This is a genomic window from Methylobacterium sp. A49B, from assembly GCF_053346215.1.
Genome location: NZ_JBKFBO010000071.1, coordinates 270,858 through 294,350, shown reverse-complemented (window position 1 = coordinate 294,350; position 23,493 = coordinate 270,858). Strand labels below are relative to the sequence as shown.

Here is a 23,493-nt window from a genome sequence, read left to right as displayed (position 1 = left end):
CGCACGGCATGGCCCGAATGCTCCGCGACCCGGTTCAGGATCTTATCGAAGGTCTGGTTGAGCTGCTCGATGGTCTGCCCTTCGTCCGGCAGCACCGCCTCGACGTCGGGAGTGTATCGCACCGGTGATCGCAAGGTCTGTCTCCCGCTGGCGGCCAGGACAGAACACCCGCTCACCCGGCGACGTTCCAGGTTGTGCGGCATTCAATCGCCCATGAACGAGGTGTGGAACGGCAGGAGGCCGGCGCGGCTTGTCGACGGTGCGGTCTTTCTCTCTGCCCAGGCGCGGCCGCGATCCGGCGGCCTTCGGACCCCGCGTCCCGATCCCAGCCTTCGTGAAATCACCCCGCAGGCGGACGACACGTCGAGGATACGCCGATGACATTCCTTCGCTACGCCCCCGACATCGAGACGCCCGCCCCGGACGAGCAGAAGTCCATCGACGGCATCATCCAGGGGATGACCCAGCAGTCGCAGGTCGTGGAGAAGCGCGAGCACCGCGCGGTACGCGCGAGCCACGCCAAGAGTTCGGCCTGCGTCGTCGGGGAGCTGGTCGTTCCGGAGAACCTGCCCCCGGAACTCGCGCAAGGCCTGTTCGCTAGGCCGGGTACGCACAAGGTGGCCGTGCGCTTCGCGCAAGGGCCCGGGGAGATCCTGGGCGACCGGGTATCGACCCACCGCGGCATGTCGATCAAGGTCTTCGGAGTGCCGGGCGAGAAGCTCCCCGGGCACGACGTCGACACCCAGGACTTCGTGCTCGCCACCGGCACGACCTTCCCGTCGGGCACGGCGGCGGGCTTCCTGCGCGACGGCACCGTCATCGGGAAATCGACGGGCCTGCCGGAGGGCGTGAAAAGCGCCGTCGCGGCCTCAGCCCGCAACCTCAACCGAGTGCTGCACGCGTTCGGCACCGAGAGCGCCATGGCCGATTTTCTCGGCCATCCCTACAGCCACCCGCTCGCCGACAGCTACTTCAGTCAGGCCCCGATGCGCTTCGGCGACTATGTGCCAAGCTCGGGGCGGTCCCGGCTTCGCCCGCCCAACGGGACCTCGCCGAATGGCGGCTTGACCCGCACGGGGACGAGGACGGTTTTCGCCACGCGGCGGCGGCATTCTTCGGTGAGATTGACGTGGTCTTCGAGTTGAAGGCGCAGCTCTGGACCGATGCTGAGCGCCAGCCCATCGAGGATGCCTCGGTCGACTGGCCGGTCGCGATCAGCCCCTACCGCACGGTGGCGACGCTCCGCCTGCCCCGGCAGGACGCCTACTCCCCCGAGCGGGTTCGCTACTTCGACGAGGTGATGACCTTCCGCCCCGCGCACAGCCTGGCGGCGCACCAGCCACTCGGTTCGGTGATGCGGGCGCGTCTTCAGGTCTACCGCGCGCTAAGCGACTTCCGCCACCGGGAGAACGGCGTGGCGGAGGAGAACACGGGCTCCATCGATCGCATCCCGGGCTGAACGGCCGCGCCGTCAACGTCCCGATAGCGGCCGCCAGGAATACCGGGAGACATGGATGCGTGAACTTTTGGACGGCATCGCGGTCGAGTGGGACTCCGCGGAGGTGGAACCGGGCGTGCGGCTCCACTACGGGCTAGCTGGCGAGGGTGCGCGCACCCTCGTGCTGGTTCACGGCTACCCGCAGACTGCCTACGAGTGGCGACGGGTCGTCCCGCTCCTCGCCCAGGCTGGCATACGCGTCGTGGTACCCGACTATCGCGGCGCGGGCGGCTCCTCGAAGCCCCCCGGCGGCTACGACAAGCGCACGATGGCCGGCGACCTGCACGCCTTGCTCTACAGGCATCTCGGCCTGACGCAATCGGTGACGATGGTCGGGCACGACATCGGCATGATGGTCGCCTACGCCTTTGCAAGGCGTTTCCCGGACCAAACCGAGCGGCTTGTTGTGATGGAGGCTCCGCTGCCAGGTACCGAGGCATACGGGGCTGCCTTGGGCGATACGGACCGTCTCTGGCACTTCCAGTTCCACCGCGCCCCGGACGTGCCCGAGCTTTTGACCGCCGGCCGGGAGCAACTCTACCTGGAGCGCTTCTACCAGGACCTCGCCTACGACACGGAGGCCATCGGACCTGATGCCGTCGCACATTACGTGCGGGCCTTCTCACGCCCGGGGGCGATGCGGGCCGGGTTCGAACTCTACCGGGCCTTCCCGAGAGACGACTCGCACAATCGGGCCGAGGTCGAGCGCGACGGCAAGCTCCGGCTGCCGGTCCTGGCGCTGGCCGGCGCGGCGAGCGCCTTCGCCCCCTTCACCGAGGCAATGATGCGGGAGGTCGCCAAGGACGTGACCTTTCGGACGGTCGAGCGGTCGAACCATTGGGTGCCCGAGGAGAACGCCGAGGGCCTTGCCGGCGAGATCCTCAAGTTCATGGGCCCGGGCTGACGCGCGACCGATTTTGGGGTCCACGTCGGTGGGCCGCATGACCGATCCGATACGGAACTCCCAGGGACGAGGCGGACTTCCCACAGGAAGCCCCGGCGCGACCTGGGGAGGCCCCTCGGACGGCCGCTGGAAGACACGCATGAATTTCGGCATCAGCGGGCGGGTTGCCGTCGTCACAGGGGCCAAGTCGGGCATGGGTCGCTCGACCGCCGAACATCTCCTGCGCGAGGGCGTGCATGTCGTCCTGACCGACAAGGAAGGCCTCGAACTGCAGTCGACCGCCTCGGAACTGTCGGCCCTGGGCCAGGTCCGTGCCGTGGAGGCGGATCTGAGCATTGCGAAGGGGATCGAGGTGCTCGCCGCCTTCGCCAACATGGCCTTCGACGACAAGCCGACCATCCTCGTCTGCGCCGCCGGCATCACCGGCGCGTCCGGGGATTTCCTTGACCTCACCGACGACGACTGGCTGGAGGCGATCCAGACCGACCTCATGGCCGGCGTGCGCGCGGCCAGGGCCTTCATCCCGCATATGCGCAAGGCAGGCTGGGGTCGCGTAGTGCTGTTCTCCTCGGAGGACGCGGTGCAGCCCTACGTGGAGGAGCTGCCGTATGCCGCCGCCAAAGCCGGTGTCCTGAACCTCACGAAGGGATTGTCGAAGGCCTACGGTCCTGACGGCGTGCTCGTGAACGCGGTCGGCCCGGCCTTTATCGCGACGCCGATGACCGACGCTCAGATGGAGAAAAAAGCGAAAGAGAAGGGCATCACGTTCGACGAGGCAATCAAGTTGACCCTGGACGAGGAGCGCCCCGGCATCGTCGCCAAGCGCCGAGGCCGCGCGGAGGAAGTTGCTGCCGCGGTCACGTTCCTCTGCTCGGAACACGCCAGCTTCATCACCGGCGAGTTCCTTAGGGTCGACGGCGGCTCCGTGATGACCATGGGGGTCTAAGGCTTCGTGCGGACCAGCAGCCGTTCGGTGCTGATACACACACCAGACGGCTGCTTTATGGAGCTCTGCTTCCTCACAGCAATGACTGGGTGGGGTAGGTGGCTGCCTGTCCGCTCCCCGAGTGACGCGCAGGGCGACCTACATGGTCGGTCATAGCTGCGGCGAACGTGCCGTCGCGTCCTCATCCCCCGCCGGCATGGGCCGGCTGGGAGAACAACGATGGGACATTCCGAACACGACCCCGCCTTCAAGGATCGCCGCCCGTGGAACGCCGGGCGCAAGCTCGGCGCCAAACGGCCCCTCAAACCCCAGCAGGTCTGGGCCGTCCGGTTCTGGCTCGACCGCGCCGGACGCGTGCGCGACCGTGCCCTGTTCGACCTCGCCATCGACAGCAAGCTGCGCGGGTGCGACGTGGTCAAGCTCAAGATTGGTGACCTCGTCAGCGGTGGTCGCATTCGCACTCGTGCCGTCGTCGTCCAACGCAAGACCGGCCGGCCCGTACAGTTCGAGCTGCTCGAACCGGCCCGCACCAGCATCCTCGCGTGGCTGACATGCCGAGGCGGGGCGCTCGACGACTACGCCTTCCCCAGCCGGATCGACCACGCGGCGCACATCAGCACGCGCCAGTACGCCCGTCTGGTGGACGAATGGGTCACCGGCATCGGGCTGCGAGCGGAGGATTACGGGACGCACACGCTGCGGCGGACGAAGGCGTCGTTGATCTACAAACGCACCGGCAACCTGCGGGCGGTGCAAATCCTGCTGGGGCACACGAAGATCGAGAGCACGGTGCGCTACCTCGGGGTGGACGTCGAGGATGCGCTCGTCCTGGCGGAGGGCACCGAGATCTGAATGGCGGGCCCCTCGGCGGCAGCGCCTGGGGGCCTTCAAGCCGCCGGGCCGTATCGCGCCCATTCCGGCAATTTGGCGTGTGATTAGTCAGCCCCAAGAGCGGACACGCCCGCGGGCAGCAATAAGGGTACTGAGTGCCTGCTTGGGATGATCGAGCCTATCTAGGCCGACAACGCCGCGCTCAAGGCCTGGGCGGAGGTCACCGACGGCGAGCCACCTCTTTTGTTCGAGCCCGCCTCGCGAAGATCGAGAACCAACTCGACCGCTTCCGCGCCCTGGAGTTCTGGGACCGCGTCATGCAGGAGATCTTCGAGATCATCTCCGCCGGCGGCGCCCTGACTCCGGCCGAGATCCTGCCCGAGCTCAGAGGCGTGACCGTCCGCGGGGCCGCACTCCACAGGGAGTCTCTCAACCCCGCGACCCTCAGGAAGAAGATGGACGTGCGCGTCGCCCACAACCGCTACTTCGAGCCCCGCGACGACGGTCGCTACGCAAGGCGGGCCTGACCGGCGTCGCCCGGGGGGGACGCGGCCGGACATCGGCGGCCGGGAAGCGGACGGCGGCCGTCTCGCCTCACGCCAAGGCGCCCGGCGCCTCCCGGTGCAAGAAGCCGCGTAGCCAAAGCCGCGTCGATCGGTAACAAGGGGAAATCGGCCACGGAGGGGGCCTGCGGTCTCGCTCGTGCCGGTGATGCAGAACGACTTGCCCGGAAGCCTTGTCCTGGACCAAGGACGCCTCGCCGCGCTCGACGGCTACGGCATCCTCGACACCGCGCCCGAGGAGGGCTTCGACGACGTCGTCCGGCTCGCCGCGCGCCTTTGCGCCACGCCCGTCGCCCTCGTCAGCCTCGTCGCCCACGACCGCCAGTGGTTCAAGGCCGGGATCGGCTTCCCCCACTGCGAGACCGACCTCGACCGCTCGGTCTGCAAGTTCGTCCTCGCCGAGCCCGACCTCCTTGTCATCCCCGACCTGACGCAGGACGCGCGCACCGCGGCCAACCCGCTGGTGACCGGCGGGCCGGGCATCCGTTTCTACGCCGGCGCGCCGCTGCGCATGGCGGACGGGTCCGTGCTCGGCTCGCTGTGCGTGATCGACACCGTCCCGCGTCCGGACGGCCTGACCTCCGAGCAGGCCGACGACCTGCGCGCCCTCGCTCGTCAGGTCCGCAGCCTGATGGAGTTGCGCCGGACCGCGGCCGGCGAACGCCGCGCCCAGGAGTCGGCCCTCGCCGACGCCGCGCGCCTCGAAGGGTCGTTGGCGGCGCAGCAGGCGAGCGAGGCGCGCTACCGGGTGCTGTTCGAGAACATCGATGCGGGGTTCTGCATCTGCGAGGTGAAGTTCGACGGCGACGGGCGGGCGGTCGACCACCGCGTGCTCGCGGCCAACCCGGCGTTCGAGCGGCATACCGGGCTGTCGGACGCCGTGGGACGCTGGGCCACCGAGGTCGCACCCGGCATCGAGCAGCACTGGCACGACGCCTACGGGCAGGTCGCCAGGACGGGCGAACCGCTACGGTTCGAGGGCGAGGCGGCGCCGCTCGGGCGCTGGTATGACGCCCACCTCTTCCCCGTCGGTGGCGGTCGCGTCGCGATGCTCATCGCCGACACCACAGCGCGGCGCGGGGTCGAGACCGCGCTGCGCGCGAGCGAGGCGCTGGCCCGCGAGAACGCCGAGCGCGTGCAACTCGCCCTAGAGGCCGGTGCGATCATCGGTACGTGGAACTGGGACATTCCCTCGGACCGCTTCACGGTGGATGAGGCGTTCGCTCAGTCATTCGGTTTGGACCCGGCGCTCGGGCGCGAGGGCATCCCGCTCGCGCAGATCGTGGCAACCGTGCATCCCGAGGACCAGGCCGGCCTGGGGGCGGCCATCACGGCGGCGATCCTCCGGGGCGGCGCCTACGCCCACCAGTACCGCGTGCGCCGGGCCGACGGCCGTTATCACTGGATCGAGGCGAACGGGCGCGTCGAACACGGTCCGGACGGCACGGCGCTGAGTTTCCCCGGCGTCCTCCTCGACATCGAAGGCAGGCACGCGGCCGAGCAGGCGCTGAGGCTGGCGGAGGACCGCCTGCAGATGGCGCTGACGGCCTCGGGTGTGGTCGGGCTGTGGGACTGGATGGTCGACACCGACCTCCTGCACGGCGACGCCAACTTCGCGCGCCTGTACGGGCTTAACGTCGCGCGAACCGCCGCCGGCCTGACGATGGAGCAGTACCAGGAACACGTGGTTCCCGAGGACATCGCCCCCCTGAGGGCTGCCATCGCGGAGACCTTCGAAAAAGGGGCGCCGTTTCTCGTCGAGTACCGCTTGGCCCTCCCCGGCGAGGAACTGCGCTGGGTCGAATGCAACGGAAAGCTGATCTACGAAGCCGCCGTGCCGGTGCGCTTCTCCGGCACTGCCGTCGACGTCACCGAACGGAAGGTCGCCGAGGCACGCATCGCCGAGAGCGAGGCCCACTGGCGCGGCCTGTTCGAGCGCCTGAATGAGGGCTTCCTCGTCGGCGAGGTCGTGCGCGACGGGGCCGGCCGTATCACCGACTGGCGCTACATCGACGTCAACGCCGCCTGGGGGACCCTCATCGGCATCGAGCCCGCGAGGGTCGTCGGGCGGACGCTGCGCGAGGTCCTGCCCGGCGTCGAGGACATCTGGGTCGACGAGTGCGCAGCGGTGGTCGAGACCGGGCAGCCGGTGACCTTCACGCGCCGGGTCGGCAGCCTCCGGCGCTGGTACGAGGGACGCGCCTTCCCGCTCGGTGCCGAGCGGTTCGGCATGATCTTCCTGGAGGTCACCGCCCGCGTCGAGGCGGACGTACGGCGCGACGCGCTGCTCGAACTCGGCGAGCGCCTGCGCGACCTCGACGACGTGCCGGCCCTGGTCGAGGCCGCCGCCGGCATCCTCGCCCGGGCCACCGACGCAACCCGGGCCGGTTACGGCCTCGTCGATCCTGCGCGCGAGACGGTCGAGGTCATGACCGACTGGCACGCACCCGGCACCGTGTCGGTCGCGGGGATGCACGGGTTCCGCGCCTACGGCTCCTACATCGAGGACCTCAAGCGCGGCGAGGTCGTCGCCATCGACGACGTGGCGCTAGACCCCCGGACCCGCGACACGGCGGCGGCGCTGCTGGCCATCGACACGCGAGTCCTGCTCAACGTGCCGATCCTGGAGCGCGGCCGGCTCGTGGGCATCGCGTTCCTCAACTGGGCGGACCACCACCCCTTCACCGCGGACGACCTCGCCTTCGTGCGCACCGTCGCCGACCGCGTGCAGAGCGCGGTGGCGCGCATCCAGGCCGAGGCGGAGCAGCGCGTCCTCAACGAGGAGATCTCGCACCGCCTCAAGAACAGCTTCGCGATGGTGATCTCCATCGCCACTCAGACGCTCCGCTCGGTGCCCGAGCGCGCGCCGGTCGAGGCGTTCGTGCGCCGCATCCACGCGCTCTCGTCGGCCCACGACGTGCTCCTGCGGCAGAGCTGGACGGCGGCTCCGGCCAAGGACGTCATGAAGGCAGTGCTGGCCAACGCCGGGCACGACGACCGCGTCCACCTAGCGGGTCCAGAACTCGACCTCGGGCCGCGGGCGACGCTCTCGCTATCGCTCCTCCTGCACGAACTCGCGACCAACGCGGCCAAGTACGGTGCCTTGTCGGTGCCGGACGGACGGGTTGCGGTCGGTTGGCGGTTGGAGGGCGAGGGCGAAGGCCGCGAGGTGTCGCTCGACTGGACGGAACAGGGCGGTCCTCCCCCGACGCCCCCGGCGAACACCGGGCGCAAGGGCTTCGGCTCGCGGCTGATCAACCTCGGCCTCGTGGGAACGGGGGGTGTCGACCTCCGTTACCCGCCGTCCGGGTTCCAGGCGACGATGCGTGCGCCGCTCGTCCAGTTGCAGCATTCCTGAGGAGACGCGCTTGGATCAGGGAATGCCGCCCGCGCGGCCCGTCGTGCTGGTCGTCGAGGACGAGCCGCTCCAGCGCCTGATGGCGGTGGACCTCGTCGAGGAAGCGGGCTTCGACGTGGTCCACGTCGCCGGCGCGGACGAGGCGGTGCGCGTGTTGGAAAGCCGGCCCGACATCCGCGTCGTGTTCACCGACATCGACATGCCCGGCGGCCTGGACGGGATGCGGTTCGCCGCGACCATCCGGGACCGCTGGCCGCCCATCGAGCTCGTCATCGTCTCGGGCAGGCGCAAGCCGCGCGACGAGGAACTGCCGGCGCGCGGCGTGTTCTTCGCCAAGCCCTACAAGAAGGAAGAGATCACCGCCGTCATTCGGCGGATGGCGGGGTGACCGCGGCGCACGGCTCGGGATGACATTCACGCGGGTGCCGGGCGACGGATGCGAGTCCACCGCTCTTCCCTTCGGTTCCGGTGCCGTACCGGGGTTAGGATGTCTCCGCGTCCGCATCCTCCCCGGCTCGCCCCACGACGGCAGTCGGGGACTCGCAGGAGAGACTGGTCAAGGCCTCCCGTGGCGTTCGTCGACGGCGCCGAACGTGCCTTACCCGGACAAGAGGAATTATCCGGGTCCGTGAGGTGCTCCTGGGGTCCCCGAAAGGCCCGTGATGCGGATAGCCTCGCCGCTTGGATGGCTGCGAGGGTGCTATCCGGACAGGATGCCGAAGGACGCCGCCGACGCGACGTGGGCATCCTCGGTCCGACGCTCGCGGTGGATGACGGCCCGGGCTTGCGAACGGGCAACCGTGTCCCGGATGGATTGGTCGTATGATCCTAGCCGCGCCACGTCCCGGGGCGGCGTGCTGCCGGACGAGGTTCAGGCCGGGCTGGCGAAGAAGAAGGCCAAACCGAAGAGGACATACACCCCAACCAGCAGAAGGCCCTCGAACCATGTCGTCTCGCCGTCCCGGGCGATGGCGTTGACGATGAATGCGGTGCCCGCGATTGCGAACAGGTGGAGGGGGTTGGAGAACAACAGCGTCATGGGGTGGCCGAGCGCCCAGGAAATGATGACCAGCAACGGCGCCAGTACCAGGGCGACCTGGATGGCGGAGCCGATGCAGATGTTGAGGACGAGGCCCATCCGATCCTCGCGGGCGAACCAAGCCGCCGCGAACAGGTCGCCGGCAGTGCCCACCAACGCGAGGACGATGACGCCGAGGAACATCGGCGACAGGCGCAGGCTTCCCGCAGCCTGGGTGATCGTCCCCGAGAGCATCTCGGACTCGAACGCGATGGCGACCGTCGCGGCGACGAGGACCCCGAGGGCGAACGGGAGGCTCCATTCGGCCTCGCCGCTGCCCTTGTCGTTCGAGAAGACGTCGCGGTGCGTGATCAGCGTGAAGACGAGATTGGCGAGGTAGAGCAGCAGCAACACGACGGAGACGCCGAGGCTGACCTCCTCGTCGGTGATGCCGATGGTGGCCGCATGGCCCGACATCCGCCCGCTCGCGTCGAAAACGGCCGGTAGCAGAAGGGCTATGACGACGAGGATGAGGAGGGTCGACAACAGGCCCGCCCGTTCCGGGTTGAACTTCTGCCGCTCCCGGGTCGCCCCACCCACGATGATGGCGAGGCCCAGTCCGAAAAGGCTGGTCCCCATGATCGAGCCGGCGATCTGGGACTGGACGACGACCGCCTCGCCCCGCATCAGGACGAACAGCGCCAGCACGAGTTCGGCGATGCTGCCGAAGCTCACCGTCAGCAGGCCCCCGATGGCGGGGCCGACCCGGTCGGCGAGTTGGTCGGTCGCCCGACGGACCCATTCAGCCAGCACGGCGATGGCGAGGGCGCTGGCCCCGAAGATCATCAGCGGCGGCGCGTCGACCAGATATTCCAACGCCGCCGAGATCGGGATGGAGACGAGGAGGATGGTGAAGGTCATCGCGGGTTATCGATTCCTGGCGCACGTGGCACCGACGGTGGAGACCGCTTCGTGGACAGGCGAGGGCCGATATCAGCTTTCGCTATCGCGCAGGGTCCGGCGAGCCACCATGCCCAGCGTCGAGCCCTGGACGACGGTGGTGAACAGCACGACCGCGTAGGTCGCCGCGAGAATGGCTGGCTTGGAATCGCTCTCCGGGACGGACAGGGCCAGCGCCACGGAGATGCCGCCGCGCACCCCGGCCCAGGTCAGGAACGGCACGTTGCGGGGCGAGAGGTTGCCACCCCAGCGGAAGGCGAGGAGCGGCGTCGAGACGGCTACGAGTCGCGCGACCAGCACGATGGGGACGGCGCACGCGGCGAGCACGAGCCCGCCCGCCGCGAAGCGCAGCACCAGCACCTCCAGGCCGATGAGCAGGAACAGCACCGAGTTCAGCACCTCGTCGATCAGCGTCCAGAGGGACGACACATACCCTTGCGTCTCCTCGCTCATCGCGTCGCGCGGCGCGCGGTCGCCAACCAGCAGCCCCGCCGCCACGACCGCGAGCGGGCCGCTGAAGTGAAGCTTCTGGGCGAGCGCGTATGTGCCGGCGACGAGCGCGAGGGTGATCAGCACCTCGACCGGAAAGTCGTCGATGGACCGCATCGCCCGGTAGGCGACGTAGCCCATGACCACGCCGAGCACGAGCCCGCCGCCGGCCTCCTGCAGGAGCAGGCGGGCGACGCCGCCGGCGCTGGTCGCCTCCCCGCCTGAGCCGGCGGCGAACGCGACGAGGACCGTGAACAGGACGATGCCGATGCCGTCGTTGAACAGGGCCTCGCCCTGCATCTCGACCTCAAGCGCCTCCGGGACCTTCACGTTCTTCAGCGTAGCCAGCACCGCCACGGGGTCGGTCGGGCTGATCAGCGCGCCGAACACGAGGGCCCAGGCGAGCGGGACGGGCTGGCCGAGGGCGTCGGCCGCGAACCAGAACGCGCCCCCGACGATGGCGGTGGAGATCAACGTGCCGACGAGCGCGAGCGTTGCCACAGCCCACGCCCTGTCGCGCAGGGCCCGCAGGTCCAGGCTCATGGCGCCGGCGAACAGCAGGAACGCCAGCATGCCGTTCATCACGACGTCGGTGAAATCGACCTGTCTCAGCACCTGCGTCAGGTCCTGGTAGAGGTGCTGGGCGGGGAACGCGACGTCCAGGCCTACCAGCGCGAGGGAGGCGAGCAGCCCCATCACCAGCAGGCCGATGGTATGCGGCATCCGCAGGAAGCGGTGGTTCAGCCAACCGAACAGGGCCGACAAGGTCAGCAACAGGGCGGCGAGGTCGAAGACTGAGATCACGGGCGTCCCCCGCCCAGGCCGCGGGAGGGTGCGGGGGGCTTTCCGAAGAGATGGCTCAACGCGCCCGCACCCGTTCGGTGGCGCCGGCGGCCGAGAGCACCGCGTTGGCCGCCGCGACATCCCCCGCTTCGCGCGGTATCTCCGCCGCCTGGCCTTCGCCGGACCGTCGGCACAGGCGCACCAGATAGGGAAAGTGGTCCGAGCCGAAGGCGCCGAGGCGCTCGACCGAGACTGTCGTGAAGCCGCCCTCGTGGAAGACGTGGTCGAGCGGCCAACGCCATAGGTGCGAATGGGCGTTCCAGGTCGCGACGTAGCCGCGGCCGCGGCGGGGGTCGATCAGCCCGGACAGCCTGACCATGCGCTCCACCGCGATCTCCCAGGGCGTCGCGTTGAGGTCGCCGGCGATGACGCCTGGCTCGACGCGTTCACGCAGCACCACCGCCGCCGCGTAGAGCTGGGCGTCGCGCCCGCGTGCCGACTGCCAGGGCTGCGGCGGCCTCGGGTGGAGGCCGACGAAGGCGACCACCTCGCCGCTACGGAGGGTGACGCCTGTCACAACTGCCGGCGTGTCCTGCCCGGCGAGATGTCGCACGTCGCCGTTCACCAGGGGCAGGCGCGAGAGGAAGTGGATGCCGTAGTACGACCCCGTGATCCGCTGCAGGCCGTAGGGCATCGACGCGCGCAACGGCTTCAGGGCCTCGTCCCACCATGCGTCCGTCTCCATCGCCAGGAACAGGTCGGGCCGCTCACGCTCGACGGCCTCGACCAGCGGCCCCGCGTTCCGATTGCCCAACCGCACGTTCGCCACCAGCACGGAGAGCCTGCGCTCGTCCGGGCAAGCGTCGACCTGCCGTGTCGATGTCGGCAGGTACGGCCACAGGATCCAGAGGTCGACGACGAGCGCGCAGGCGGCCAGGGCGAGCGCCGTCGCGGTCGTCCTGGAACTCCGTCGGAGGAAGGGCAACAGGGCGAGACAGGCCGCGGCCAGCGCGAAGGCAAGCGGCAGGCGAGGGAAATCGAGCAGCCGCACAGCCCACCATTCTGTCGGGACCAGCGGGACGAGGCTGGCGGCAGCCAGTATCCCGGCGAGCACAAGCAGCACGGGACGAGCGAGTGCCTTCACGAGCAACTTTGGACGGACCGGTCCGCCGTCTCTGGTCTTGCATCGGCAGCGCATCGAACCCGCGACCGAGCATCTGTCGCGTCAATCCTGGCCATGATGCACCTGCAGGGGATGTCGGGGATTGGGGTGTGAAGGGTAACCGAGGAGTCCGGGGGCACCTCCGCCTCATCTTCCGCGATGGGCGGACGGTGTCCCGCACCGGCGCGGGAGCGGGCATCGATTACCGGCGCATGTCCTTGGGCAGGTGCTTCATCGGGTCCGTCCTGCCTCCCTGATCCTTGCCTTGAACCGTTCCTTCCGACTGCATCACGTCCGTCGAGGACTGGATCGCGCTCGGCGGCGCGACCTGACCCGTGGACTGGTCGCGCGGCGCGGCGCCGCTGCCCTGCACCGTCGACGTCCCGGGCGGGAGCGTGCCGGCCGTCGGCTGGTCGATGGCGCTGCCGGCAGACTGCCCGAAGGCCGAACCCGGCATGGCAACGGTGCCAGGGAGCAGTGCGACGATGCCGGTGAGCAGGATGGCCGTGGTACGACCGGCGCGGAAACGGTTTTGGGCGGTTACCAAGATACTTCGCTCCTTCCGGTGCGCCCGTGCGTGGGCATGCCGGGTTGCAAGTATCCCTCGCGAGCCTTGGTTCCTGGCAGGTCGCGGAGGGCAAACCCGCGGCCCCTCCGCCCCCTGCCGGTCGGAGGCGGTCCCGCGTTCATGCCGGCGCGGGTCACAGGTCCTCGCAGATGAATTTTTGCTGAACAGTTTCCGAAACCGCACGTTACCGACCGCGATCACGCGTCCGAGGGGGGCGCGCCGCATCCCTCCGCCGACGACTTAAAGCCGACCGGCAGGGGGGCATGCTCATCCGGGAGTTCCAGCGTGAAGAAGACCGTCCTTGCCGCATTAGCCGTCGCCAGCCTGGCCGCGCCGGCCCTGGCCCAGACGACGCCGACGGCCCCGGCCCCCGGCACGACGATGCCCGCCGGAACCGCCGACACCGGCATGAAGATGGCCGACACTGCGACGGTGAAGCTCAAATACGTCACGGTGAAGCCCGCCGACGTGATGTCGTCCAAGCTCGTCGGGACCACCGTCTACAACAACAAGAACGAGAACGTCGGAGAGGTCGAGGACCTCGTGATCGAGAACGGCAAGACGGTGACCGGGGTCGTCGTCAGCGTGGGCGGCTTCCTCGGGATGGGCGAGAGCTACGTCGTGCTCGACCCCTCGACGCTGGCCATCAGCGACAAGGACGGCAAGTGGGCGGTCCACGCGGACACCGACAAGGACTCCCTCAAGAACGCGCCGAAATTCACGTATTCGAAGAAGAAGAGCTGACCCCACGCATCGTAGGAGCGACCAGCATGAAGACCACGATCCTCGCCTCCACCCTCCTGGCCGGCCTCGGGCTGGCCGCCTCGACCCTGCCTTCGGCCGCCCTGCCGATGAACGCGGCCGGCGTCACCGCCCCGGCCAACGCCGACCTCGTGCAGGTGCGGATGCACCGGCGCCACCGCATGCGTCAGGGCTCGGCCAGCCGCGGCAACGCCGCCATGCCCTCGCGCGGCGCCCGTGGCCAGCAGTACGGCGGGACCACCGGCGGTCCGCGTCGCTGATCCCCAAACCCGATTGTCCCACGGCGGCTCGAACCCGCCGCGGGTGACGATGCGCCGCCGGATGGCACGACAACCTCCGGCGGCTTTCCTATGAGTCCAGGTTTTCGATGATATTCTCCGAAGCGCTCGGGCGGCTTGAGGAACTCGGTCGCTCGACCGTGGCGCTCCTGCCCGGGCTGGCCATCGCGCTCGTCCTGTTCGGCATCGGCCTGCTGGTCGCCAAGGGCGTGCGCGCCGCCGTACGACGCGCGGCGGAACTGCGCGAGGCCTCCCCTGGCTCGGCCTCCGTCCTCGGGCGTATCGCCGGCGGCGTGACGGTCCTGGTCTCGTTCCTGGTGGCGGCGTCCGTGGCGTTCCCGTCGGTCTCGGCCGCCGACCTGTTCAACCTCCTCGGCATCGGCGGCGTGGCCATCGGCTTCGCGTTTCGCGACGTCCTCCAGAACCTGCTCGCGGGCATCCTGATCCTGCTGACCCGCCCCTTCGTCATCGGGGACCAGATCCGCGCCGGCTCGCACGAGGGCACGGTGGAGGACGTCTGGGTGCGGGCGACGGTGCTAAGGACCTATGACAACCAGCGCGTGCTGATCCCCAACGCCACGCTGTTCGTCGACAAGATCACGGTCATCACCGCCCACGACAAGCGGCGCCTCGCCTTCCCGCTGACCATCGGCAACGGCGACGACATCCGCGAGGCGCGCCGGGTCATCGTCGAGGCCCTCCGGCGCACCGAGGGCGTGCTGGCCGACCCGCCGCCCGAGGCTCTGGTGACCGGGCTCGGCGCCGCGGGCGTCGACATGACCGCACGCTTCTGGATCGACCCGCCCCGGCGCCGGGACGCCGTCGACGCACTCGACCACGCCATCTCCGACGTAAAGGAGGCGCTCACCGCGGCCGGCATCGACCTCCCGTACCCGACGAGCCAGGTGCTGTTCCACGACCAGACCGAGGAGACGGACGGTGACCGCACGCGGCAGCGCGAGGGATGGCCTGCCGGGAAGAGCCCGCCGCGCGCCCGTTGGCGGGTGATGCGAGAGGAAGACGACCCCGGCCGCCAGGCGGAGCGGTCATGAAGGCGCGGCTGCAAGCGTGGATCGAGATCCTCGGCGACCTGTTCTGGCTGCGTCCGGCCCTGATCGTCCTCGGCTGCATCCTGCTCGCCCAGTTCGGCGTCTGGCTGGAGACCGCCCACATCGCCGGTTACGACCCGTCCTCCCCGGACGCCAACTGGGGTTACTCCGGCGGTGCGGAGGGGGCACGGGCGCTGCTGAGCGCCATCGCGTCCTCGAACATCGGGGTCGCCGGCACGACCTTCTCCATAACCATCGCGGCACTGACCCTGGCCTCCGGGCAGATGGGCCCGCGGCTCCTGCGCAACTTCATCCGTGACGGCCGCAACCAGACGGTCCTCGGCATCTTCCTCGGGACATTCGCCTATTCGCTGATGGTCCTTCGAACGGTTCGGACGGTGGAGGAAGACCCCTTCGTCCCACACCTCGCCATCACCGGTGCGCTCGTCCTCGCGCTCATCGCCATCGGTACGCTGGTCTGGTTCGTCCACCACATCGCCACGAGTATCAACATCGAGACCGTGGTCGACGCCGTCCAACAGGATTTGTGCAAGGCCATCGGGGCCCGCACCCGCGACGCGGCCGATGCGGCGAGACCCTCCGATTTGCCGACCGGCAAAGCCGTCGCTACGACCGGCGGTGGGTACCTGCAGGCCGTCGACACGGACGCCCTGGCCGATTGGGCGGAAGAGAACCGCGTCACCGTCGCCTTGCGCGTCCGCCCCGGCGACTACGTGCCGAGCGGCTTCCCCGTCGCCTTCCTGTCCGCGGGCGTAGAGAGTGCCGACAAGGCGGTCGCGCGTGCGGTCACCCTCGGGCGCCGGCCCACCTCGCTCCAGGACCTCGAATACTCGATACGGCAACTGGTCGAGATCGCGGTCCGCGCCCTATCGCCCGGGATCAACGACCCGTTCACGGCCGGCAGCGTCGTCGACCATCTCGGCAATGCCTTGTGCCGCATCGCGCCGCGCCACCTTCCGACCGGCGCGCTCCTCCGGGAGGGACGGGTGGTGCTGGTCCATCCCGTGACCGATTACGATGGCCTGTGCGACGCGATGTTCCACATGATCCGGCAGAACGCCGCTGGGTCGGTGCTCGTCCTTGGACGGATGCTCGACGTCCTGGCGCGCGTCGCCGAGGTCGAACGTCTCACGGACCGGCTGCGGGAGTTGCGCCGTCACGCCGACCTCGTCGCCGACGCTGCCCGGCGCGACGTGGCCGACCAGCAGGATCTCGGTGACTTGCTGGAACGGCATGCCCGGTTCGTCTCGGTGCAGGAGAACAGGCGACCGGCGTGACCAAAAGCGGCCGCCGCATCCGACCCCGGGCAGGTGATGCGCCCTGTCCATCGAACGACGAGGATACGACCTGAAGCGTTTCGGCTTGACGACCCTGCTGTTTCTGATGGCCGCGCCGGCGATGGCCGAACTATCGAACGCTCGATCCCTGGACGGCGACGTCCGAACCGGGGGAATGGGAGTCGGGGCGAGACCCACGGTACCGGTCGCGAAGCCCGGCACCGATATGACGACGGCGGGTTCCCGGGCTGGCGAGGGCAAGCTTGGCGCAACGTCAAAGGCCACCGGATCGACCGACGGCAGGGTACCGCAGCCGCGATAGGCTGCGCGGTCCCAGGTCAAGCCCTTGATGGCGTCCTCCTCCTATCGACCGCACGCACGGGCGACCGAATTCCGGACAGGCTGCCCACAGGCGGCCTCGCGCCGTCGAGTGCGACGTACTTCGGGGGTTTCGCAACCGGTATGTCGTCAGAGGGCGAGTCCGATACGGGACCAGAATACCAGGTAGGCCACGACCATCAGCGCAGCGTAGGCGGGCGCCAGGAACGCGCTTAGCCTGAGAAGGTCGCGTGACGAGAAGGCCGGACGGTCGCCGTCCTGGAAGAGCAGCAGCGCCTTCGAGCTGACGGGCAGCGTCAGGCAGTAGTCCATGCCAACGTTCGCTAGGAAAGCCACCGCGACCGGGTTCAGTCCCAGCCGGTCCGAGAGAAGGAGGAGCGGAGGGAGCAACGCGGCCACCCGCGCGGTGTGGGACACCATGTAGAGGTGCGCCGTTATGCCGAGCGCCAGCAATCCCAGCATCACGAGGAACGGCGAGCTCCCGCCATCCACGCCGCTCGCGCCCAACGCCGACGCGATCAGCCACTTCGCGGCCCCCGTCGAGATCAGGGCGCGACCGAGCACCAGGGAGGCGGCGATGAACAGGACCAGCGACCAGTTCACGGCCTCCACGCCCTCGTTCCAAGTGAGGACCCCGAGGCCCGGCATCGTCAGGAGGATCGCGCCGGCGACCGCGACGGTCGCGATGCCGAACGGGTGGTACCCCTCCGTCAGCCATAGGCCGAGCATGGCCGCGACCACAGCCCCCGTCCGCCATTCCGCGGGCGAGAGAGGACCTGCCGGGGCGTCGACCTCGCCAATCGGCCGGGCCCGCGTCTCCCCGTCGAGGAACAGCCGGCTAACCAGGAAGGCCGTCGCCAGGCTGGCGACCAGGCCGAACGGCAACCCCCAGAGCATCCACTGACCGAACCCGATGGTCCGGTCCGACAGCCTCTCCAGGAGGTCGACGGCGACGAGGTGCGAACCGGCGCCCGTCAGGCTGCAGACTGTCGAGATGACGATGACGGCGGGGATCAGCAAGCCGACCGCCCTGGCGACGCGTTCGTCGTCGTCCGCCTCGGTCAGCCCCCGGTAGAGCGGCAGCAGCACGGTGGCACGCCCCGAGGTCGAGGGGATCAGGAAGGCGAGAGGAACGATGCCGAGCGTCAGGCGCCACATCAGGCCCCCGACCGTGGTCCCGCGTCCCGCGACAAGGGCGGTGAGCCGCCCTGCGAGCCCGCTCTTCTCGACCGCGGCGCCGAGGACGAAGGTCCCGATGACCAGCCACACCACCTTTGAGCCTAGGCCGTCGATCAACGCCTGCTGCTCGACCCCCCTGACCGCCACGAGGAACAGCGCGGCCGCGACGGCGACGTAGGCGCCGCTCAGATCCGTCAGGGTCCAGAAGACCGCCGCCCCGCCGAAGGCCAACAGCGCTGCCCGGGCAGGCCAATCCAGCCCATCCGGCAAAATGATGCCGACGCAGAGCGCCCCGAGGGCCGCCACCGCAGACAGGGTGCGCTTGGAGGGGCGGATCAAGCCTGCGTCCCGTCGTGCTGACGGCGTCCCAGGGCCGCCCCGGCGAGGAAGGTCCGCATCATCTGCTCCGCTGAACGCCCGAGCTGCTCCTCGACGTCGCGCATGGCGTCCTCCAGCGACTGCGGCTGCCCGATGACGGAGAAGTACGCGCAGACGCCCTCGTCCAGCACCTCGCCCGAGCGCTCCCCCAGCGTTCCGGCCAGCACGACAACCGCCTTGCCCGCGGCCGCGCCGCGCCTGCCCATCTCGGACGGGATCTTGCCCCGGACGGACTTGTAGTCGAGGCCGCCTTCCGCGGTGACGATCAGGTCCGCCCAGGCCACGGCCTCGTCGACCCCGTGGAACGGGAACAGCAGATCGAACCGCGACCGCAGGGTAGCGCCGACCAGGGCGTGGAGCCCGGCACCGGCACCTCCGGAGGCTCCCCCGCCCGGCATGAGGCGGACATCGACGCCGCAGTCGCGTTCGACCACGGCGGCGAAGCGGTCGAGCGCTGCCTCCATGGCGCGGACATCCTCCTCGCCCGCGCCCTTCTGGGGGCCGAAGACGCGGGCGACGCCCTGGGGGCCTGTCAGCACGTTCTCGATGTTGCAGGCGACCTCCACCGGCACCCCGTCGAGCCGAGGGTCCCGGCCGGCGAGGTCGATGCGGTCGAGTTCGGCGAGCCCGAGGCCGCCGCCCGCGATGTCCGTCCCACTCCGGTCGAGGAGGCGCACGCCGAGCGCCTGCGCCAGACCGGCGCCTCCGTCGTTCACGCCGGAATCCCCGCAACCTACGATGATCCTCGTGGCCCCGGCGTCGAGCGCGGCCAGGATGAGTTCGCCGACGCCACGGGTCGTCGTCCGCATCGGGTCGCGCCGGTCACGGGGCACGTGGCTCAGCCCGGCCGCGGCGGCGAGCTCGACGACCGCGGTGCCGCGGTGGGAGCCGCCGAGCATGGCGAACGACGCGTCGAGTTCCCCACGGAGCGGACCGGTCACCCGAGCGGGCTTGAGCTCGCCCCCTGTCACCCGGACTAGCGTCGCCGCCGTGCCCTCACCGCCATCCACGAGCGGGAGTTCGCGAACCTCCACGGCGTCCGAGGCCCGTCGCAGGCCGAGCGCTATCGCCGACGCGACGTGCTCGGGGTCGAGGCACCCCTTGAAGCCGGATGGGGCGACGAGGACGCGGATGTTCATGGTGTCGTGGGTCCTTGCGCCGCGCCGGTCTTCCGTCGCGGGTGACCGGACATGGGAAGGGCCCGCCACGGCGATCCGGGCGGGCCCTCTCGATGGAGGCTGCGGTGATACCGCTCGCCTTAGCAGCCGTCGTCCTTGGCGGCCTGGTCGCCGAGGTTCTGGTTGGCCCCGGCATTGTTCATGGCCCCGACCGTGCCGGGCGAGGCAGGCTGCTGGCCGCCCGCGAGGTTCTTGCTCGACGTTCCAACGCCCGCGCCCTGGTCGTTCTTGGCCTCCGACCCGGGCTTCTGCCCGACCATTTGATTGGCCCCGGCGGCGTTCATGGCCCCGACCGTACCCGGCGAGGCGGGCTGCTGGCCGCCGGCCAGGTTCTGGCTGGACTTGTCGACGTCGGAGCTCTTCGGGTTCACCTGCCCGGGCGTCGGGTCCTTGGCCTTCGTCGCCCCGGTGTTGCACGGGGCCGCCAGCGCCGGCGCCGCGAGGGCGAGGCTTGCGATGGTCGCGATGACGAACGTCCTCATGGGCTCTCCTCCTGTTCCGATGTGCACCTCCAAGGAGTGCGGACGAGCCGAAGTTCCATTCCGCGGGGGACGGACGGGCAATTCGCGACCGCCATCCGCGAACGTTCCCGGCGCCGGGCCGTTGGAAGGCCGGCCCGCCGAGCCGCCCAGGCGCAGGCCGGGGGAGACCATCGATGTCCGCTGGCGCCACGACCGATCCCACCGCACAGGGCGGACTGCTCCCTCCGGACGCGGGACACGGCCCCCGGGCCGGGTTCTGGGCGCTGACCCTCGGCTCGGTCGGCGTGGTCTACGGCGACATCGGCACCAGCCCGCTCTACGCCCTGAAGGAGTCCCTCCATGCCGCCAGCGGTGGTCACGCCCCGACACGGGAGATGGTGTTCGGGGTCGTCTCCCTCATCCTCTGGGCGCTGATCCTCATCGTGACGTTGAAGTACGTCCTCATCGTCATGCGCGCCGACAACGACGGCGAGGGCGGGACACCTTCCTTGGTGGCGCTCGCCCAGAGGGCCCTTGGGCGGTCGGGCGGCCTCCTGATCATCCTCGGCATGATCGGCATCAGCCTGTTCTACGGTGACGCCATCATCACGCCGGCCATCTCGGTCCTCTCCGCCATCGAGGGGCTGAAGCTCGTGACGCCCGCCCTCGACCCCTACGTCCTGCCCCTGAGCATCACCATCATCGTCGGCCTGTTCGCCGTCCAGAGCCATGGTACGGCGCGGGTTGCGTTCGTCTTCGGACCGCTGACCGCGCTATGGTTCACCGTCATGGCGCTCGGCGGCCTCCGTCACTTGCTCGACGACCCCAGCATCGTGGCCGCCTTCAACCCGGTCCACGGCATCGCCTTCCTCCTCAGCCACGGCACCGCCGGCCTCCTCGCGCTCGGCGCCGTGTTCCTGGCGGTGACCGGGGCGGAGGCGCTGTACGCGGACATGGGCCATTTCGGCCGCCAGCCGATCCGGGCGGCGTGGTTCGGCCTCGTCCTGCCGGCGCTCGCCCTGAACTATCTCGGGCAGGGCGCCATGCTGCTGGCCCATCCCGAGCGGGTCGAGAACCCCTTCTTTCTGCTCTACCCGTCCTGGGCGCTCCTGCCGATGGTGCTGCTCGCGACCGTGGCGACGGTCATCGCCAGCCAGGCGGTCATCACCGGCACGTTCTCGATCACGCAGCAGGCCATGCAGCTCGGCCTGCTGCCGCGCATGCGGGTGCTGCGTACCTCCGAGACCGAGAAGGGCCAGATCTACATCCCGCGGGTGAACTGGTGGCTGCTGACCGCGGTCGTACTTCTGGCGGTGCTGTTCAAGTCGTCGAGCGCGCTGGCCGCCGCCTACGGCATCGCCGTCACCGGGGACATGGTGATCACCGCGTGCCTCGTCTTCGTGGTGGCGTGGCGGTTCTGGCGCTGGCCGCCGGCGGTCGCGGCCCTCGTCCTGGCGCCCTTCCTCCTCGTCGAATTGGTGTTCCTGTCCGCCAACGCCCTGAAGATCCTTCACGGCGGCTGGGTGCCGCTGACCATCGGCGCCGCGCTGGTCACGGCGATGTGGACCTGGCGAAGGGGCTCGGCGCTGATCGCCCGGCACATCCACGAGCACCGCGTCCCCCTGGCCGACTTCACCCGCATGGCCAAGACCGGTTCTGTCCTGCGCGCACCGGGGACGGCCGTATTCCTCACGGGGTCGCCGGACGACGCGCCGGGGGCGCTGATGCACAACGTGAAGCACAACCACGTGCTGCACGAACGCAACCTCATCCTGACCGTGGTGACCGAGGAGGTGCCCAGGGTGTACGGGGCCGGCCGCGTCACCGTCGAGCGGCTGTCGGATGCCTTCACCGGCGTGACCGTGCGCTTCGGCTTCACGGAGTTGCCCGACTTGCCGCGGGCCCTCGCCAACGCCGGTCTGGATGAGGACGGCCTGTCCTACTTCCTGAGCCGCCGGGTGTTGGTGGCCTCGCCGACCACGGGCATGCCGGTCTGGCAGGACCGGCTCTACATCGCGATGGCGCTGGCGGCGACGGACGCGTCCCGCTTTTTCCGCATCCCGGCAGAACGGGCCGTCGAGATCGGCGCCCGCATCGACATCTGAGCCTTGACCTCTCCGGCTTCGGCCCGGTCGTGGCGGCTCGGGCGAAGTGCCGATCCGGCCAACCAGGGCGGGATTCCCGATCATGTCCGCAGAGCGCGTCACATCGGCTCGTGTACGATCCGGCTGCTAGCAAGTTGTCCCGCCAAACCGGATCACCAGCGACGAGGAGCCGCCGCATGCTCGACACGACCCGCAGGGCCACCGTTTACCGGATGGTGATGGAGAAGCATGTCTGCCCCTACGGCCTGAAGACCAAGGACCTTCTCGAACGGGAGGGGTTCACGGTCGACGACCACTGGCTGACCACCCGCGAGGAGACCGACGCCTTCAGAGCCGAGCACGGCGTGAAGACGACGCCGCAAACCTTCATCAACGGCGAGCGGGTCGGTGGCTACGACGACCTGCGCCGACACCTCGGCAAGGAGGTCAAGGACCCTAAGGCCACCAGCTACGCACCGGTGGTGGCCGTGTTCGCGATGACGGCCCTGATGGCGTTGGCGGCGAGCTACGCCGCCTACGGCACGCCCCTGACGGTGCGGGCCGGCGAGTGGTTCATCGCCTTCAGCATGTGCGTCCTGGCCATCCTCAAGCTGCAGGACGTCGAGACCTTCTCGTCGATGTTCCTGGGCTACGACCTGCTCGCCCGGCGCTGGGTGCGCTACGCCTACGCCTACCCGTTCTGCGAGGCGCTGGCGGGCGTGCTGATGGTGGCGGGCGCTCTGAACTGGCTGTCCATTCCCGTGGCACTGTTCATCGGGTCGGTCGGCGCCGCCTCGGTGTTCAAGGCGGTCTACGTCGAAAGGCGCGAGATCAAGTGCGCCTGCGTCGGTGGTTCGGGCAGCGTGCCGCTCGGCTTCGTCTCACTGACCGAGAACCTGATGATGGTCGCGATGGCCGTCTGGGTGCTGATCGCCCACCACTGACCGGGACGCTTGCGATGGTCCCGTCACGCTATGGCCCCCTACGGAATGCAGCCCGGGTTTGACGAGCATCGGCATCGCGATCCTCGTCAACCTGTGGTCCATGACGCCCGGGCTCGCCGAACAGCGGGGCAAGAAGGACCTGAGTCGTTACTGCGCCAGAGGCATGACGACACAGCGTTGGGACCTCGACCCTGACGGCCAAGCGATGGACGCTTGCTTCGAGAAGCACCGCAAGAAGCTCTCAGGTTATCGTCGCCGGGCCGTCGATGCCAATCAGGCGAAGATCGGCCGATGAGTGCCGGGCGTTCCCTGGCTGTCGTGGTCGTGCTCGCCTCAGGCTGTTCGGACGCCCCGGCGCACAAATGACCGGTCACGAGCCCGCAGGACGCGCAAGGTGGCGGCGGGCCCGGGACAAAGTGTTCACCGTGCCGAACCCGCAGGGCCTGACGCCGTTCGCAGGGTT

General features: G+C 69.5%; 20 protein-coding genes and 1 pseudogene. 14 read left to right on the top strand and 7 right to left on the bottom strand.

Annotation, left to right across the window (positions count from 1 at the left end; genetic code table 11):
* The first annotated feature begins 377 nt into the window (after positions 1-377).
* The 7 genes and pseudogenes from ACLBX9_RS08400 (at position 378) to ACLBX9_RS08370 (ending at position 8,488) form a co-directional block, all read left to right on the top strand.
* A pseudogene (locus ACLBX9_RS08400) lies at positions 378-1,459 on the top strand (catalase family protein).
* 55 nt (positions 1,460-1,514) lie between these two features.
* Complete coding sequence (locus ACLBX9_RS08395) at positions 1,515-2,402, top strand: alpha/beta fold hydrolase (protein ID WP_447718603.1); 888 nt, start codon at positions 1,515-1,517, stop codon at positions 2,400-2,402.
* Positions 2,403-2,439: 37 nt separating this feature from the next.
* Positions 2,440-3,348, top strand: a complete 909-nt coding sequence (locus tag ACLBX9_RS08390; RefSeq protein WP_447718610.1) for an SDR family NAD(P)-dependent oxidoreductase — start codon at positions 2,440-2,442, stop codon at positions 3,346-3,348.
* 219 nt (positions 3,349-3,567) lie between these two features.
* A complete protein-coding gene (locus tag ACLBX9_RS08385) occupies positions 3,568-4,200 on the top strand; it encodes a tyrosine-type recombinase/integrase (RefSeq protein ID WP_447718602.1) in 633 nt (210 codons plus the stop codon).
* Between the two features lie 296 nt (positions 4,201-4,496).
* Positions 4,497-4,706, top strand: a complete 210-nt coding sequence (locus ACLBX9_RS08380; RefSeq protein WP_447718601.1) for a hypothetical protein — start codon at positions 4,497-4,499, stop codon at positions 4,704-4,706.
* Between the two features lie 184 nt (positions 4,707-4,890).
* Positions 4,891-8,100: a PAS domain-containing protein gene (locus ACLBX9_RS08375; protein ID WP_447718600.1), complete on the top strand. Its 3,210-nt coding sequence runs from the start codon at positions 4,891-4,893 to the stop codon at positions 8,098-8,100.
* A gap of 22 nt (positions 8,101-8,122) precedes the next feature.
* Positions 8,123-8,488, top strand: coding sequence for a response regulator (locus tag ACLBX9_RS08370; RefSeq protein ID WP_447718609.1), 366 nt, complete (start codon positions 8,123-8,125; stop codon positions 8,486-8,488).
* 483 nt (positions 8,489-8,971) lie between these two features.
* On the opposite strand, the gene cax is transcribed toward ACLBX9_RS08370, so the two are convergent.
* The 4 genes from cax to ACLBX9_RS08350 form a co-directional block, all read right to left on the bottom strand.
* Positions 8,972-10,039: a calcium/proton exchanger gene (gene cax / locus ACLBX9_RS08365; protein ID WP_447718599.1), complete on the bottom strand. Its 1,068-nt coding sequence runs from the start codon at positions 10,037-10,039 to the stop codon at positions 8,972-8,974.
* A 72-nt stretch (positions 10,040-10,111) separates the two neighbouring features.
* On the bottom strand, positions 10,112-11,371 hold the full coding sequence (locus tag ACLBX9_RS08360; RefSeq protein WP_447718598.1) for a cation:proton antiporter: 1,260 nt from the start codon (positions 11,369-11,371) through the stop codon (positions 10,112-10,114).
* A gap of 55 nt (positions 11,372-11,426) precedes the next feature.
* On the bottom strand, positions 11,427-12,494 hold the full coding sequence (locus ACLBX9_RS08355; RefSeq protein WP_447718597.1) for an endonuclease/exonuclease/phosphatase family protein: 1,068 nt from the start codon (positions 12,492-12,494) through the stop codon (positions 11,427-11,429).
* A 220-nt stretch (positions 12,495-12,714) separates the two neighbouring features.
* Positions 12,715-13,059, bottom strand: a complete 345-nt coding sequence (locus tag ACLBX9_RS08350; protein ID WP_447718596.1) for a hypothetical protein — start codon at positions 13,057-13,059, stop codon at positions 12,715-12,717.
* A 306-nt stretch (positions 13,060-13,365) separates the two neighbouring features.
* Here ACLBX9_RS08350 and ACLBX9_RS08345 point away from each other — a divergent pair, with 306 nt between their 5' ends.
* The 4 genes from ACLBX9_RS08345 to ACLBX9_RS08330 all read left to right on the top strand — a co-directional run bounded on the left by ACLBX9_RS08345 (position 13,366) and on the right by ACLBX9_RS08330 (position 16,467).
* A complete protein-coding gene (locus ACLBX9_RS08345; RefSeq protein ID WP_447718595.1) occupies positions 13,366-13,824 on the top strand; it encodes a PRC-barrel domain-containing protein in 459 nt (152 codons plus the stop codon).
* A 26-nt stretch (positions 13,825-13,850) separates the two neighbouring features.
* Positions 13,851-14,102, top strand: coding sequence for a hypothetical protein (locus ACLBX9_RS08340; RefSeq protein WP_447718594.1), 252 nt, complete (start codon positions 13,851-13,853; stop codon positions 14,100-14,102).
* A 107-nt stretch (positions 14,103-14,209) separates the two neighbouring features.
* The gene (locus ACLBX9_RS08335) at positions 14,210-15,172 is read left to right on the top strand and encodes a mechanosensitive ion channel family protein (RefSeq protein ID WP_447718593.1); all 963 of its coding nucleotides are present in this window, start codon (positions 14,210-14,212) and stop codon (positions 15,170-15,172) included.
* Entirely contained in the window at positions 15,169-16,467 is a 1,299-nt protein-coding gene (locus ACLBX9_RS08330; RefSeq protein WP_447718592.1) for a DUF2254 domain-containing protein, read from the top strand. The genes ACLBX9_RS08335 and ACLBX9_RS08330 overlap by 4 nt, the downstream gene beginning before the upstream one ends.
* A 468-nt stretch (positions 16,468-16,935) precedes the next feature.
* Here the strand turns inward: ACLBX9_RS08330 and ACLBX9_RS08325 are convergent, their stop codons facing one another.
* The 3 genes from ACLBX9_RS08325 to ACLBX9_RS08315 form a co-directional block, all read right to left on the bottom strand.
* Positions 16,936-18,324: an SLC13 family permease gene (locus ACLBX9_RS08325; protein ID WP_447718591.1), complete on the bottom strand. Its 1,389-nt coding sequence runs from the start codon at positions 18,322-18,324 to the stop codon at positions 16,936-16,938.
* On the bottom strand, positions 18,321-19,502 hold the full coding sequence (locus tag ACLBX9_RS08320) for a glycerate kinase family protein (RefSeq protein WP_447718590.1): 1,182 nt from the start codon (positions 19,500-19,502) through the stop codon (positions 18,321-18,323). Before ACLBX9_RS08320 ends, ACLBX9_RS08325 begins: the two co-directional genes overlap by 4 nt.
* 119 nt (positions 19,503-19,621) lie before the next feature.
* Complete coding sequence (locus ACLBX9_RS08315; protein ID WP_447718589.1) at positions 19,622-20,023, bottom strand: exopolysaccharide production protein YjbE; 402 nt, start codon at positions 20,021-20,023, stop codon at positions 19,622-19,624.
* 173 nt (positions 20,024-20,196) lie between these two features.
* Here ACLBX9_RS08315 and ACLBX9_RS08310 point away from each other — a divergent pair, with 173 nt between their 5' ends.
* The 3 genes from ACLBX9_RS08310 to ACLBX9_RS08300 all read left to right on the top strand — a co-directional run bounded on the left by ACLBX9_RS08310 (position 20,197) and on the right by ACLBX9_RS08300 (position 23,325).
* On the top strand, positions 20,197-22,107 hold the full coding sequence (locus ACLBX9_RS08310; RefSeq protein WP_447718588.1) for a potassium transporter Kup: 1,911 nt from the start codon (positions 20,197-20,199) through the stop codon (positions 22,105-22,107).
* A gap of 176 nt (positions 22,108-22,283) precedes the next feature.
* On the top strand, positions 22,284-23,030 hold the full coding sequence (locus tag ACLBX9_RS08305; protein WP_447718587.1) for a glutaredoxin family protein: 747 nt from the start codon (positions 22,284-22,286) through the stop codon (positions 23,028-23,030).
* Positions 23,031-23,088: 58 nt separating this feature from the next.
* On the top strand, positions 23,089-23,325 hold the full coding sequence (locus ACLBX9_RS08300) for a 3',5'-cyclic-nucleotide phosphodiesterase (protein ID WP_447718586.1): 237 nt from the start codon (positions 23,089-23,091) through the stop codon (positions 23,323-23,325).
* The last annotated feature ends 168 nt before the right edge of the window (positions 23,326-23,493 follow it).